This is a genomic window from Kitasatospora sp. NPDC058478 (genome assembly GCF_042720345.1).
GTDB lineage: Bacteria > Actinomycetota > Actinomycetes > Streptomycetales > Streptomycetaceae > Kitasatospora.
Genome location: NZ_JBHXML010000028.1, coordinates 1 through 14,707 on the forward strand (window position 1 = coordinate 1; position 14,707 = coordinate 14,707).

Sequence of the window (14,707 nt, forward strand, 5' to 3'; positions counted from 1 at the left end):
GCCCGGCGAAGGCGGCGGCGAGCCCGGCGAAGGCGGCGGCGAGCCCGGCGAAGGCGGCGGCGAGCCCGGCGAAGGCGGCGGCGAGCCCGGCGAAGGCGGCGGCGAGCCCGGCGAAGCCCCCGACGGCGAGCTTGATACCGGCCTTGGCGACGATCCAGCCGACCCAGGGGACGCTCCAGCCCAGCCAGTGGAAGACGGCCAGCAGGACGGCGGCGCCGCAGAGGGCGGCGAGCACCGTGACGGCCACGGCGGCGGCCCGCGAGAGCTCTCGTGGGCCGTCGCCCGTCGCGTCCTGCGACTGGTCGCCCGTCAGCTGCTTCGTGTCCCCATCACCCATGGGGATCATCCTACGGATTCCTCACCGGCTTCCTCACCGGCGGGCGCGATGGGTGTCGCCGAGGTGCTCGCCGGTCTCGTCGTCGGGGAAGCTGACGGCGAGGGTGACGCGGTACTCGTCCACGTCCTCGCGGTGCCCCGGCACCCGGGCCCAGGCCAGCGAGTGCACCTCGGCCCCGGGGGCCTGCCGGCACCAGGCGGCGGCCTCCTCCAGTACGCGGGCGGCCGAACGCCCGGTGCACACCACGGCGGTGTACGCGGCGACGGCGAGGTCCCCACCGCTGCGGGCGACCCGCGAGACCGCCCGGACGGCGGCCGCGGCCTGGGTCAGGTCGCGGGCCAGGTCGTCGACCACCCGAGGGGGGGCCGGCAGGACGACCGCTCCCTCGGCGACGGTCTCGGGCAGGTTCGCGCTCACAGTCCGGGCCTCCATCCGCATGGTCACGGGGCACAGCATGCCGGGCGGAGATTCCTGGCATGCCCTTTTCACCAGAACGTCACCCGTCCAGGGGCGAGTTGGGGCCGCCCCCTGGCGTCCGCACGCCCGCCCTGGTAGGGAAACGCCCGCCCGACGGCAGGCATCCACGCAGGTCAGGAGGGTCGACGGCGGGCGCCGCCGGGGAGCCCGGAACGACGCGCACGCACCACCCCCGCGCCCCGGACCGCCGGTCCGGGCCCCTGCACGCCCGGCCCACCACCGGCACGCCCCCGGTCAACTCCCTTGGCAGAAAGGGGAGATGCCGCCGACACCCGACCCGGACACCCCTCCGGCGCCGCCACCGGGTCGGCGGACGGAACCTGCGGGGGACGCGCGCGCACGCCAACTCGCTTACCCGGCAGGGCCGTCGGCCCGCCCGGCCGCGGCGCGGATCCGGCCCCGACCCGAGCCCGAGCGACAGTTCCCCCGCCCCTGGTGACGTGCGGCTTGTGACGCCGGTGCCGGGCCGGGGCAACCTCCGGCCACCCCTGTCGCGTCAGATCGTCGTGATACTAATCGTTGCGACTGTGGGAGCCGCCGGCCGGCGGCAGGCACGATGACGGCGGTTCATCCGTTCCGGGAGGGCCGGGACGGCTACGGGGAGGGGCACGGTATGACGGCGAGGTTCGGCAAGGTGCAGGGCGGGCGCGGGCTGCGGCTCGGCAAGCGGGTCACGGGGACGGCTGCGGCCTTCACCGCACTCGCCGCGCTGACGGGCTCCCAGGTGACGGGCTTCGGGCTCGCCCCGGTCGCGGCCGCCGACGCCGTGACGGCGCCGGACACCGCCGGCTCACCGGCCGGTGGCGGCCCGACCGCCGGCGCCGGCAGCACCTTCGGCACCGGCCTCCCGGCCGACGGCGGCGGCACCGTCCAACTGCCGCAGCCGCCCGGCACGGTGCCCGGCGCGCCCACCGCCGGCCCCTTCGCCGCCACCGGCCCGGCCCTGCCCGCGACCGTGCTCGCCGCCTACCGCCAGGCCGAGGCCTCGGCCGCGCAGCGCTCGCCCGGCTGCCACCTGCCGTGGCAACTGCTGGCCGCGATCGGCCAGGTCGAGTCCGGCCAGGCCAACGGCGGCCAGGTGGACGCGGCGGGGACGACCCTCACCCCGATCCTCGGACCGGCCCTGGACGGCAACGGCTTCGCCGCGATACCCGACAGCGACGGCGGGCGCTACGACGGCGACGCGCGCTGGGACCGCGCCGTCGGACCGATGCAGTTCATCCCCTCCACCTGGGCGACCTGGGGCACGGACGCCAACGGCGACGGCAAGGCCGACCCGAACAACATCTTCGACGCCGCCGAGAGCGCCGCCCGCTACCTGTGCGCGGGCGGGCGCGACCTCGCCGACCCGGCGCAGCTCGACCGGGCGATCCTCAGCTACAACAACTCGGGCGAGTACCTGCGGACGGTCCGCAACTGGATGGCGCACTACGGCAGCGGCACCGTCACCACCGTGCCGAACCGCCCGGCCTCCTCGACCCCGCCGGCCTCGCTGCCCTCCCCGCTCCTGCCGCTCGTGCCGCTGCTGCCCCCGACCGGGACGACGCCGGGCGCCACCGCCGGGACGCCAAGCGCCCCCGCGACCACCCCGACCCCGGGCGGGCAGCCCTCACCGAGCGCGCAGCCGACCTCGCCGGCCCCGACGCAGTCGTCCTCCGCGCAGCCGACGACGGATCCGAGCACCACCCCGACGGGCACGCCCAGCAGCACGCCGCCGTCGACCCCGCCGGCCACGCCGTCCGGCACGCCGTCGACCACTCCGTCGGGCACCCCGTCCGGAACGCCGACCGGAACGCCGACCGGCACCCCCACCACGACGCCGACCACGACGCCGACCGGAACGCCCACCGGCTGCCCGAGCCCGACGGCCACGGCCACGACCACCCCGACGGGCAGCCCGTCCCCGACGGCCACCCCGACCGGAACGCCGACCGGCACCCCGGCCACCCCCGGATGCGCCACGGCGACGCCGACCCCCGGCGGCACCCCCACCCCGGGCGGCACCCCCTCCTCCGCCGCCCCGAGCACGACCCCCAGCGCGGGCCTCTCCCCCTCGGCCGCCCCGCCGACCCGCTGACACCGCCTCATCCGCCGACGGCCCGCACCCCTGGTGCGGGCCGTCCGCGTTCCCCGCCCCGCCCGCTACGCTCCCGAGACCGAGACCGAGACCGAGACTGAGGCCGAGCCCTACGCCGGATCCGACCCGGCCCCGGCGCCGGCCCCGGCCCCCGGCAGCGCCCCCGGCCCCAGCCCCTCCCGGTGCACCCGCCACCGCGCGAGCATGCCGTGCAGTTCGTCCACCATGAACGCGAAGAAGGCCGCGCTCTCCCCCAGCCGCGCCCCCGCGACGGTGCCCGCGCCGACGGTGGCCTCGCCGTCCCTGAGCACCCGCACCCAGCGCAGCAGGTACTCGTCGCGCCGGGTCAGCGACTCGAACCAGACGTCGTTCAGCACCCGGTAGCGGTCGCGCCGCGAGCCCGGCTCGCGTTCCTTGGCGGCCAGGCCGATCTGGATGAGGTAGCGCATCCCGCCGGACACCGCGGCCGGGCTGATCCGCAGCCGTTCGGAGAGCTCGGCGGAGGTCAGCACGCCGCTCTCCTCGGCCATCAGGCAGGAGAAGAGCCGGGACGGCATCCGGCCCATGCCCGCGGACGCCAGCTCGGCCGCGAACCGTTCGACGAAGTCCGACACCGCCTGCTCGTCGCGCCCCTGCTCCGCTTCCCGCTCCACCACGCGCGCCTTCCCCTCTCCGGTGATCAACAACTCGACTGAACTTTAACGCCTTCCCAATATTCACGTTTTTCTGAAACTACGGTAGCTTCAGCATCATGACGAAGGCAATCACCCTGACCGGCCTGCGCAAGACCTTCGGCCGGACCACCGCGCTGGACGGCCTCGACCTCACCGTCGAGACCGGCGAGGTGCACGGATTCCTGGGGCCCAACGGCGCCGGGAAGTCCACCGCCATCCGGGTGCTCCTCGGTCTGCTGCGCGCCGACGGCGGCAGCGCCCGACTGCTCGGCAAGGACCCCTGGCACGACGCCGTCGAACTGCACCGCCGCCTCGCCTACGTCCCCGGCGACGTCGAACTGTGGCCCAACCTCACCGGCGGCGAGGCCATCGACCTGCTCTCCCGGCTGCGCGGCCGGCTCGACCGCCGCCGCCGCGACGAGCTGATCGAGCGCTTCGACCTCGACCCCACCAAGAAGGGCCGCAGCTACTCCAAGGGCAACCGGCAGAAGGTCGCCATCGTCGCCGCGCTCGCCTCCGACGCCGAACTGCTGCTGCTCGACGAGCCGACCTCCGGCCTCGACCCGCTGATGGAGGTGGTCTTCCAGGACGTCGTCCTCCAGGCCCGGCGGCAGGGGCGGACCGTCCTGCTGTCCAGCCACATCCTGGACGAGGTGGAGAAGCTCGGCGACCGGGTCAGCATCATCCGCCACGGCCGGGTGGTGCAGACCGGCAGCCTCGGCGAACTGCGCCACCTCACCCGCACCACGGTCGAGGCCGAGACCCACCGCCCCGTCACCGGACTGGAGACGCTGGAGGGCGTGCACGCCGTCCGCACCGAGGGCGCCCGGGTGCACTTCGCCGTGGACGGCGCCCACCTGGACGCCGCCATCCGCCGCCTCGGCGAGGCCGGACTGCGCAGCCTGGTCAGCCATCCGCCCACGCTGGAGGAGCTGATGCTGCGCCACTACGGCGACGAGCTGGCCGCCAACGGGCACCCGCTCGACGGCGAGGCCGCCCGATGACCGCCACCACCACCGCGACCAGCGCGCCCGCCACGGCCCCGCGCCCACCCCGCCCGCACACCACCCTGGCCGGTACCATCACGCTGCTCCGCTTCGCCCTGCGCCGCGACCGGCTCCGCCTCCCCGCCTGGGTGCTCGGCCTCGGCCTGCTCACCCTCGCCAGCGCCAACAGCGTGCACACCCTCTACCCGACCGCCGCCGACCGCGCCTCGATCGCCCACGCCTCCGCCGGCTCAGCCGTCCTCGCCATGACCGGCCCCGGGCACTACCTGGCCGACTACACCTGGGGCGCCATGCTCGGCCACCGGCTGCTCGGCCTGCTGGCGGTGCTGGCCGGGCTGATGAGCGTGCTGACCGTCACCCGGCACACCCGGGCCGAGGAGGAGAGCGGGCGGGCCGAGCTGGTCCGCTCCGCCGCCGTCGGCCGACACGCCCAGCTCGCGGCCGCCCTGGGCGCCGCCGCCGTCGCCGACCTCGCGCTCGGCCTGCTGCTCGCCGCCGGGCTGCCCGCCCTCGGCGTCCCCGGGCTCGGCACCGGCGGCGCGCTGCTGTTCGGGGCCGCGACCACCGCCGCCGGACTGCTGTTCGCGGCGGTCGCCGCCGTCGCCGTCCAGGTCACCGCGCACGCCCGGACGGCCTCCGGGCTGACCCTCACGGTGCTCGGCGCCGCCTACGCGGTGCGCGCGGCCGGGGACGCCGGGTCGAACGGGCTCTCCTGGGCCTCCCCGATCGGCTGGCTCCAGCGCAGCTACCCCTTCGTGGACGACCGCTGGTGGCCGCTGCTGCCCGCGCTCGCCCTGACCGTCGTCACCGGCGCGGCCGGCTTCGCGCTGAGCACCCGCCGGGACGTGGGCGCCGGCCTGCGCGCCGCCCGTCCGGGGCCGCCCACCGCGCGCCCCGCCCTCGGCACCCCGCTCGGCCTCGCCCTGCGCCTGCACCGCGGCCTGCTGGGCGGCTTCGCGGTCGCGCTGCTGCTGCTCGGCGCGATGTACGGGTCACTGCTGGGCGGCGCCGACGCGATGGTCAAGGACGTCGACCAGCTGAAGGAGGCCCTCGCCCGGCTCGGCGGCCGCTCGCTCACCGACTCCTTCGCCGCGATGACCCTGCTGGTGGTGGCGGTGGTCGGCGCGGTCTACGCGGTGCTGGCGACGCTGCGCCCGCGCGCCGAGGAGAGCGCCGGGCGGGCCGAGCCGGTGCTGGCCACCGGGGTGTCCCGGTCCGGCTGGCTGGGCGGGCACCTGGCGGCGGCGCTGCTGGGCTCGACCGCGGTGCTGCTCGCGGCGGGGGTGGGCTTCGGCCTGGCCGGGGCGCTGTCCACCGGTGACGCCGGCGCGTTCCCGCGACTGCTCGGCGCGGCCCTGGCGTTCGCGCCCGCCCAGTGGGTGACGGTGGGTTTCGCCGCCGCCGTGTACGGCTGGCTGCCCCGGGCGACGCAGCTGGCCTGGCTGGTGCCGGCGTACGCGTTCGTGATCGGGTACCTGGGCCCGCTGCTGAAGCTCCCGGCAGGGCTGGACCGGCTCTCCCCGTTCGGGCAGGTGCCCCGGCTCCCGGCAGCCGCCATGGACTGGACGCCGCTCGCGGCGCTCACCCTGGTCGCGGCCGCCCTGATCGCCCTGGCGCTGGCCGGGTTCCGGCGCCGCGACCTGGAAGTGCACTGACATCGAGGCCCGCGACGGGGCCGGCCGCGGCGGGCCGGCCCCGGACCGGGTCACAGGTGCTTGACCAGCTCCGGCATCAGGTCCTGGAAGGTCCGCCCGCTGGCCGGCTGCCCGATCGCGGTCATCTGCCAACCGGTGGGCGTGCGCTGCACCTTGGCCATGATCTGCGCGGTGTACGGGCCGCCCCCGGTGAGCGTGTACCGGGCCAGTTCGGCGCCGGTCTGCTCGTCGACCAGCCGGCAGAAGGCCGCCTCGACCTCCTGGAAGGTCTGGCCGGTGAAGGAGTTGACGGTGAAGAGGATCTGGTCGACCTCGGCGGCCATCTTGGTCAGGTCGACGGTGATCGACTCGTCGTCGGTCGCGTCGCCCGCGCCGCCGACCAGGTTGTCGCCGCTGTGCCGGACGGAACCGTCATTGCTGTTGAGGTGCTGGAAGAAGACCACGTCCACCGGCCGCCCCTGGGAGAACAGCACCGCCGAGGCGTCCAGGTCGATCTCCCGACCGGCGGCCAGCAGCTTGGCGAAGAAGCCCTTGGGCTGCGCGGCCTTCCAGCCCAGGCCCATCCGGACCACACTCAGCTGACCGCCGCCCGGCTTCTCCAGGCTGATCTTCTGCCCCTTGGCCAGCGAAACGCTCATCGTGCCCTCCTCGTCCCTGCCGCCGCTCCGTGCCGTGAATCTACAGCACTGTCGAACTTCTATGATCATCCGACCGGCGCGCTCCCAGCACCCCTACCCCGCGCTCCCCCCGCCGTCACCACCGGGGGCGGTCTGCACACTGTCAAGCGCCCCGGGGAGGAGCTTGCGCGGGGCGGGCGCGCAATCCGGCTCGGTCAACCTGGCAACCGGCGATCCGACGTCTGGCGTAGCCGCGAACAGGGGCCGAACAGGCGGGCGGCACGCGGTCTAGGGTCGGCTCGGAGGCGCCGCCGACCGGGAGAACGGCCGCCGACGCACCGAGCGTTCCGCGCACGTTCCCGTGATCCGCCAACCCACGCTGGGGGGACCACCATGTCCGAGCACGAAGGAACACCGCCCGCACCCGCCACCGCCGCCACCACCTCGCGCCTCGGCCGCCGCCGCCTGCTGCGGGCCGGCCTGGGCACCGGCGGGGCGCTCGCCGCCGTCCGCCTGCTGCCCGGCGGCCAGGCCTGGGCCGCCACCCCGGAGCCCGCGCCCGTACCGGAGTCCGCGCCCGTACCGGAGTCCGCGCCCGCACCCGCACCCCTCCCGGGCACCGCCGCCACGGCGCAGCCCTGGCCGGACTGGGCCCGGTTCGCCCGCGTCGGCGACGGCACCTTCAACGAGCCCGCCGACATGCAGAGCGCCGTCGACGCCCTGAAGGCGCAGAACGTCAGCGTCATCGAACTCGACACCCTGCTCTCCAACTGGCTCACCGACGCCGAGTTCGCGGCCCACATGGCCGAGGTGAAGACCTTCACCGGCCTGGCGCACGCCGCCGGCCTCAAGGTCGTCATGTACTACCCCTCCCTGGAGCTGATCTCCCCCGGCGGCGAGAAGGGCCGCTCGTTCTACAAGAACGACCAGGGCGGCGCCTGGGTGCAGCGCGACCTCGCCGGAAAGCCCAACGTGTTCTACGGCAGCGTGGTGGTCTGGGTCGACCCGGGCGACGAGAGCGTCTGGCTCAGCCCCAACTCGCCCTGGCGGGACTACTACCTCAAGCGGATCAAGGGCGTGGCCGCCACCGGTGTGGACGGCATCTGGCCGGACGTCCCGATCTACTTCGACGGCGTGCTCTCCTGGTGCGACGCCTCCACCTGGGGCGCGGCCGCCTTCAAGGCCGACACCGGCCTCGCCCTGCCCAAGGCCGCCGACTTCGCCGACCCGGTGTTCCGCCGCTACGTCGAATGGCGCCACCGCAACCTGCTCCAGTTCCAGCTCGACATCGCCGCCGCCGGGCGCGCGGTCAACCCCGACCTGGTCACCTTCGTCGAGACCGTCTCGATGGACTACCGCTACGCCACCTCGATCGGCCTGGACGGCGGCTACCTGCGCCAGGCCGAGGGCGCCGTCAGCCAGGTCTGGGAGGTGGACATCCTCGGCAACTACGACGGCATGCGGCACGCCACCGCCTCCGACTGGGTCTGTCTCATCTCGATGTACAAGTACGCGCGCGGCGCCAGCGGCACCAAGCCCGCCTGGGCGTTCTCCTACGGCTGGCAGGCCGACGACGCCTCGCTGGTGATGTCCCAGCTGATCGCGGCCGGCTGCAACCCCTACGAGGTGAAGACGCCGTACAAGAACGACACCGTGGACGCGGCGATGCGCGCCCGGATGTACCGCTTCGTCCAGACCAACCAGGAGCGGCTCTACAACGCCGCCTCGACCGCCCAGGTCGGCGTCTACCACTCCAGCCCGTCCCGGGACTACGTCAGCCCGGGCGCGGGCATCGGGATGTACGTCAACGCGACCGCGCCGGCCGGGATCGCCGACTGGTGGGGCGGCGACGACCCGGAGCAGAGCTGCGCCTCCGTCCCCTGGCTGGGCGAGTTCCGGGGCGCGGTGAAGGCGCTGGTGTACGCGCACATCCCGTTCGACACGGTGCCCAGCCCCGGCCTGGCCGCCGCCGACCTGGCCCGGTTCAAGGTGCTGCTGCTGCCCGACCTCCAGGCGGTCTCGGACGCCGAGGCGGCCGTGCTGCGGGGCTTCGTCGCGGCCGGCGGGACGATCGTGATCACCGGCCCGGCGCCCACCGCGCTCGACGAACTGGGCGGCCAGCGCACCGAGTTCGCCCTCTCCGACGTGCTCGGGCTGCGCCGCGGAAGCCCGCTGCCGGCCGCCAAGCAGAACGCCTACGGCAGCGGCACCTGCTGGTACGTCCGCAACCGGGCCGGGCTCAGCTACCTCACCAAGACCGACCAGGCCTCGGCCGACCAACTGCTCGCCCCCGTCCGCCAGTCCGCACCGCCCGCCGTCACCCTGGCCGGGGACCGCCGGATCTTCCTGGACGCGCGGCGGCTCGGCAACGACACCGTCGTCCACCTGGTGAACTTCACCAACTTCGGCGACACCCCGGCGGCCTTCCGCACCACGCCCGCCAACTGCACGCTCTCCTACGCCCTCCCCGCCGGCGCCGCCGTCACGGCCGTCACCGTCGCCACCCCGGACGGCACCGACCCGACGCCCAAGCCCGTCCCGTACACCGTCACGGGAGCGACGGTCAGCGTGCCGCTGACCGTCGTGCAGTACTCGGTCGTGACGGTGACGGTGGCGGCGAGCTAAAGCGCGGGCGCGGGGATGCGCCAGAGGGCGGCGGGGTTGGCCTCGCCGCCCGGGGCGGACTCGAAGGCGATCCACTTCCCGTCCGGGGACCAGCTCGGCGCGCCGTCGTACGAGCCGTCGTCGCCGGTCACCCGGACGGGGCTGCCGCCGTCGGCCCCGACCACGAAGACCTGGGCGTTCGGCAGGTCGCCGAGGTTGGAGGAGAACACCAGGTACCGGCCGTCCGGGGACCAGGTGGGATCGGTGTGCTCGCCCGGCACGTCGGTGACCTGGCGCAGGCCGGTGCCGTCCGCGCCGACCGTCCACAGCGCCCAGTTCTCACTGCCGGCGGCACGCCGCTGGAAGACGATCCGGTCGCCCCGGGGCGACCAGTTCGGCTGCCGGTTGTCGGTGCCGGTGCCCTTGCCGTCGACCAGCCGGACCGGAGGGCCGCCGTCGCGGCGGACCTTCCAGAGCGAGTCCTGTTCGGCGTCGTCGCCGTGCACGGCGGCGTGTTCCGGCTCCCAGCTCTGCTGGAAGACGATCCAGGCGCCGTCCGGGGAGAAGCTCGGCTCGCTGTAGCCGCTGCCGTCCTCGTGCCGGGTGACCCGCTCGGGGCTGCCGCCGGGTGTCATCAGCCAGACCTCGTCGTGGCCGGACTCCCGGTCGGTGGCGAAGGTGAAGGCGCCGGTGGCGGCGTTCCAGCTGGTGCCCGGGAGGTTGACGGCGGCCTTGTCGGGATCCTCCAGGACCTTCTGCGGCGTGCGGGCGCCGTCCAGCGGCAGCACCCCGAGGGCGGCGGCGCCCTTGTTGTAGCCCTCGCTGAACTCGGTCAGCAGCACCGAGCGGCCGTCCGGGGCGAAGGCGGGGTTCTGGGCGCTGCGACCGGCCTCGGCCCGGTAGAGCAGTTCGGCACCGTCGGCCCGGCGCTCTCCCCCGGTCGGCGGCGCGCCGCTGGCCCGGGTCGGCCGGGGCTGCGGCCCGCCCTCGGAGCCGGATTCGGCGCAGCCGGACAGCAGCAGCGCCGCGACGGCCGCGGCGACGAAGAACGTGCGAGTCCTCATGACTCACAAGCTAGTTGACACTTCGTCACATTGCGTACGCCGGCAGGCGGATCAGGCGTCGCCGTCCAGCAGGTGCTGGCGGACCTCCTGGAAGGTCCAGGCCCCGCCGGCCGGGCGGGCGAACACCCAGACCAGGTCGAAGCGGTCCGGCCAGGTGGCGGGCGCGCCGCTGCCGGCGGCGCCGAGCGCCTCGACGATCCGCGGGATCCGCGAGTGCTCCCAGCAGATCAGCACCGGCTGGGGCCCGGCCAGGGCGGCGCCGGCCAGCGCCGTCTCCTGGGACTCGGCGTACCCGGTGTCGACGGTCAGCCCGAGCTTGGCGGCCAGCGGGGTGACAGTCTGCCGCATCCGGTGCGCCCCGGCCAGCGGGCCCTGGTCGGTGGCGGCGAGGATCCGGGCGGGGGTGCGCAGGCCGGGGGCGGGCGGGGCGAACAGGGTGGGCAGCGCCCGGGCGCGGGACCAGCCGCGCTCGGTCAGGGACTTGCCGTCGTGGCCGCCGTTCTCGTCCAGTCCCGGGTGGCCGCCGTCCGGCTTCTCGCCGTGCCGGATGATCATCACCAGGGCCTCGCCGCCCGCGTCGCTCGCCCTGGCCGCGGCGGCCTCCTTGCCCGCCTTCTTGCCGGCCTTGCCGGAGGAGGCCGAGCAGCCCGCCAGCAGCACCGGAGCGGCGATCGCCAGGCCGGTGAGCAGGGTGCGCCGGGCCGGCCGAGCCGCCACTCGGTTCTCCATCACTCGGCCTCCCCTCACCTGGCCCCCCGCCACCTGGTCTCCCACCACTCGGCGCCCCGTCATCACTCGGCACCCCGCTCCAGGCGCACCAGCGCGTCGACCGCGACGCCGTCGCCCTCGCCCTTGTGCCCGGGCTCCGGGCCGACCGTCCGGTGCACCCGTTCGGCCCGGACGGTGCGCAGGCCACGGTCGGCGAGGTCGGCGAGGACGTCCTCCGGGGTGAACAGCACGGCCGGGTCCTGCGGGCCGCCGACGCCCTCGGTGAGGTTGCTCAGGTCGTGCCCGACCACCAGCAGGGTGCCGCCGGGAGCGAGCGCGGCGGCGGCGCGGCGCAGCGCGGTCCGCCGGTCCTGGGCGGGGACTTGGAGGTAGACGACCAGGATCAGGTCGTAGCCGGCGGCGGGGGCCTCAAAGGTGCGGGCGTCGCCGTGCCGCCAGGTGAGCCGGTCGGCGACCTCGTCGGGCAGGTCGGCGGTGAGCCGCTCGGCGCGTTCCAGGGCGACGGCGGAGTAGTCCAGCCCGGTGACCTCCCAGCCCCGGCCGGCCAGCCAGATGGCGTTGCGGCCTTCGCCGGCGGCCAGGTCGAGGGCGTGGCCGGGGGCGTGGGCCGGGGTGAGGCCGGCCAGTTCGCGGACCACCCAGCGGTTGGGCTCGGCGCCCCACACCAGCTCGGTCGCGGCGTAGCGGTCGTCCCAGTCCTGGCTGTCCATGGCGAGTCCTCCGTTCGGCGGGCCTGCTCCGCAGCGGTCAACCTACCGGGCCCGGGCGGCGGCGGCCCGGAACGGTCCAGCGGGCGGACACCCTTGACGGCGAATATTGGTCCAGTCCAATCTGTGATGTCGTGACGCGAGCGGGTCAGCCGGCCCGCCGCGCCCGCCGTCCGTACGTCGGCACGCTCCACCTGCCCGCGCGCCCCCACAGCGCCCGGGCGGCTCCCCCGGCCCACCCGGGCCACGCACCGCCGGAACCCCCACACATCCGGAGGACACACCGCATGCACGACCGCGTCATGCCCGCACGGCCCGCCCAGGCCGCCGGGCGCCGGACCGCTCCGCGCAGACGGGCCATGGCCCTGGCCCTCGCCGCCACGCTCAGCACCAGCGGCGCCGCCCTCGCCCTGACCCTCAGCCCCGCCTCGGCCGCCCCGGTGAACCTGCTGGCCAACGGCGACTTCGAGGCCGGCACCCTGACCGGCTGGACCTGCGCCAACGGCTCCGTCGTCACCACCCCGGTGCACGGCGGGAGTTACGCGCTCAGCGGCGCGGCCTCGGCCTCCGACACCGCGCAGTGCCAGCAGACCGTCACCGTCCAGCCGAACACCACGTACACCCTGTCCGGCTTCGTCCAGGGCAGCTACGTCTACCTCGGTGCCACCGGGACGGGCGTCAACTCCTCGGTCTGGACGCCCGGCGGCACCGGCTGGAACCAGCTGAGCACCACCTTCACCACCGGCGCCACCACCACCTCGGTGACGGTCTTCACCCACGGCTGGTACGGCACCGGCGCCTACTACGCCGACGACCTCAGCCTCACCGGCCCGGCCGGGCCCACCTCCACCGGCAGCCCCACCGCAAGCGGCAGTCCGACGGCCTCCGGAAGCCCCACCGCGTCCGGCAGCCCGACCGCGTCCGGCAGCCCCACCGCCTCGACCAGCCCCACCGCGAGCAGCAGCCCGACGGCCAGCGGCAGCCCCACCGGATCCGGCAGCCCGACCGCGACGGCCACCGCCAGCGGCCCGGCCGGGGACGGCAAGGTCACCACGCCCACCGGCGTCGCCGTCAGCAAGGTCACCGCGGGCGCCGTGGTGCTCACCTGGCAGCCCTCCACCCTGACCACCGGCGACGGCCCGATCGCCTACAAGGTGTGGTCCAACGGCCAGCTGGTCGCCACCTCGATGGGCACCTCCGTCGCCGTCAGCTCGCTGCTGCCCGGCAAGGCGTACACCTTCAGCGTCCAGGGCTACTCCGGCTCCCACGCCTCCGCCCAGTCCGCCGCGGTGAGCACCACGACGGCCGCCGCGCCCGCGCAACAGCCCGTCCGCTCGGCCTACTTCGACCAGTGGGGCGTCTACGAGAACGCGTACTACCCGAAGAACGTCGACACCAGCGGCGCCGCGGGCAAGCTGGACGTCATCCACTACGCGTTCGCCAACATCGACCCCACCAAGCTCACCTGCTTCCAGGCGGTGAAGGCCTCCGACTCGACCAACGAGAACAACCCCAACGCCGGTGACGGCGCGGGCGACGCCTACGCCGACTACCAGTCCGACTACAACTCCGGCACCAGCGTGGACGGCAGCAGCGACACCTGGGAGCAGCCGCTCAAGGGCAACTTCAACCAGCTGCGCCAGCTCAAGGCCAAGTACCCGAACCTGCGGTTCACCATCTCGATCGGCGGCTGGACGTACTCCAAGTACTTCTCCGACGCGGCCGCCACCGACGCCTCCCGGAAGACCTTCGTCTCCTCCTGCGTCGACATGTTCCTCAAGGGGAACCTGCCGACCGGCGTCGCGGGCGACGCCTCCGGCGGCGCGGCCACGGCAGCCGGCATCTTCGACGGCGTCGACCTCGACTGGGAGTACCCGGGCTCGGCCGGCGGCCACACCGGCAACCACTACTCCCCCGCCGACAAGCAGAACTTCACCCTCCTGCTCAAGGAGTTCCGCACCCAGCTGGACGCGCTCGGCTCCGCCCAGGGCAAGCGCTACCTGCTGTCCGCGGCCCTGCCCAGCGGCCAGGACAAGATCGCCCAGCTGGAGACCGACAAGATCGGCAACTACCTCGACTACGCCGACGTCATGTCCTACGACATGCACGGCGCCTGGGACGCCAAGGGCCCGACCAACCACCAGGACCCGCTGCACGACAGCCCGGCCGACCCGACCACGCCGATCACCCCCGGCACCCGCAAGTACAACGTGGACACCATGCTCGCCGCGTACACCACCGGCCTGCCCGAGTACGGCATCCCCGGCGGCTTCCCCGCCAACAAGCTGGTGCTCGGCATCCCGTTCTACTGGCGCGGCTGGACGGGCGTCCCGGCCGGCTCCAACTACGGCCTGTACCAGAGCGCGACCGGCCCCACGGCCGCCAAGCCGCTGAGCCAGGAGGCCGGACTGGCCGCCTGGAAGGAGCTCAACCCGACCGCCGCCACCACCCACTGGGACCCGGTCACCGAGAGCAGTTGGGTCTACGACGGCACCAACTTCTGGACCGGCGACACCCCGCAGGCCATCCAGGCGCGCGGGGCCTACACCAAGAGCAAGGGCCTCGGCGGTCTGTTCGCCTTCTCCCTGGAGAACGACGACGCCTCCGGCACGCTGCTCAACTCCATGGACGGCAGCCTGCGCTGACGCCCGGCACACCGGTGGGGCCCCCCCCCAAAACCCCCCGGCCCACCCAATATAAGCCGAGTTAAACCCGCCCGGGAAAACCCAAAAAAACCAGGCAGGGGAAAAACGACAAAA

At 74.6% G+C, this 14,707-nt stretch carries 12 protein-coding genes; 5 read left to right on the plus strand and 7 right to left on the minus strand.

Features of this window, described 5'->3' with window-relative positions:
- On the minus strand, window positions 1-337 hold a 337-nt coding region (locus ACFWPT_RS17340; protein WP_380482515.1), incomplete at its 3' end, for a hypothetical protein.
- Window positions 338-370: 33 nt separating this feature from the next.
- Window positions 371-754, minus strand: a complete 384-nt coding sequence (locus tag ACFWPT_RS17345; protein ID WP_380378761.1) for a hypothetical protein — start codon at window positions 752-754, stop codon at window positions 371-373.
- A 673-nt stretch (window positions 755-1,427) separates the two neighbouring features.
- On the opposite strand from ACFWPT_RS17345, the gene ACFWPT_RS17350 reads away from it, so the two are divergent.
- Window positions 1,428-2,891 (plus strand): lytic transglycosylase domain-containing protein, encoded by a 1,464-nt coding sequence (locus tag ACFWPT_RS17350; protein WP_380378759.1) that lies wholly within the window; start codon window positions 1,428-1,430, stop codon window positions 2,889-2,891.
- 110 nt (window positions 2,892-3,001) lie between these two features.
- Here the strand turns inward: ACFWPT_RS17350 and ACFWPT_RS17355 are convergent, their stop codons facing one another.
- A complete protein-coding gene (locus ACFWPT_RS17355) occupies window positions 3,002-3,547 on the minus strand; it encodes a GbsR/MarR family transcriptional regulator (RefSeq protein WP_380482517.1) in 546 nt (181 codons plus the stop codon).
- A gap of 95 nt (window positions 3,548-3,642) precedes the next feature.
- Between ACFWPT_RS17355 and ACFWPT_RS17360 the strand changes: the two genes are divergently transcribed.
- Entirely contained in the window at window positions 3,643-4,569 is a 927-nt protein-coding gene (locus ACFWPT_RS17360; RefSeq protein WP_063350628.1) for an ABC transporter ATP-binding protein, read from the plus strand.
- Window positions 4,566-6,227 (plus strand): ABC transporter permease, encoded by a 1,662-nt coding sequence (locus ACFWPT_RS17365; RefSeq protein WP_380482520.1) that lies wholly within the window; start codon window positions 4,566-4,568, stop codon window positions 6,225-6,227. Before ACFWPT_RS17360 ends, ACFWPT_RS17365 begins: the two co-directional genes overlap by 4 nt.
- A gap of 50 nt (window positions 6,228-6,277) precedes the next feature.
- On the opposite strand, the gene ACFWPT_RS17370 is transcribed toward ACFWPT_RS17365, so the two are convergent.
- The gene (locus ACFWPT_RS17370) at window positions 6,278-6,865 is read right to left on the minus strand and encodes a TerD family protein (protein ID WP_063350626.1); all 588 of its coding nucleotides are present in this window, start codon (window positions 6,863-6,865) and stop codon (window positions 6,278-6,280) included.
- Between the two features lie 372 nt (window positions 6,866-7,237).
- Here ACFWPT_RS17370 and ACFWPT_RS17375 point away from each other — a divergent pair, with 372 nt between their 5' ends.
- Window positions 7,238-9,469: a hypothetical protein gene (locus ACFWPT_RS17375; protein WP_380482522.1), complete on the plus strand. Its 2,232-nt coding sequence runs from the start codon at window positions 7,238-7,240 to the stop codon at window positions 9,467-9,469.
- Here the strand turns inward: ACFWPT_RS17375 and ACFWPT_RS17380 are convergent.
- The 3 genes from ACFWPT_RS17380 to ACFWPT_RS17390 form a co-directional block, all read right to left on the minus strand.
- Window positions 9,466-10,512, minus strand: coding sequence for a hypothetical protein (locus ACFWPT_RS17380; protein WP_380482524.1), 1,047 nt, complete (start codon window positions 10,510-10,512; stop codon window positions 9,466-9,468). The genes ACFWPT_RS17375 and ACFWPT_RS17380 overlap by 4 nt on opposite strands.
- Window positions 10,513-10,563: 51 nt before the next feature.
- Window positions 10,564-11,241 carry a hypothetical protein gene (locus ACFWPT_RS17385; protein WP_380482526.1) on the minus strand — a complete coding sequence of 226 codons (678 nt, stop codon included), beginning with the start codon at window positions 11,239-11,241 and terminating at the stop codon, window positions 10,564-10,566.
- Window positions 11,242-11,303: 62 nt separating this feature from the next.
- On the minus strand, window positions 11,304-11,951 hold the full coding sequence (locus ACFWPT_RS17390) for a class I SAM-dependent methyltransferase (protein WP_380482528.1): 648 nt from the start codon (window positions 11,949-11,951) through the stop codon (window positions 11,304-11,306).
- A gap of 284 nt (window positions 11,952-12,235) precedes the next feature.
- Between ACFWPT_RS17390 and ACFWPT_RS17395 the strand changes: the two genes are divergently transcribed.
- Window positions 12,236-14,593, plus strand: a complete 2,358-nt coding sequence (locus ACFWPT_RS17395) for a glycosyl hydrolase family 18 protein (protein WP_380482531.1) — start codon at window positions 12,236-12,238, stop codon at window positions 14,591-14,593.
- Window positions 14,594-14,707 lie beyond the last annotated feature (114 nt).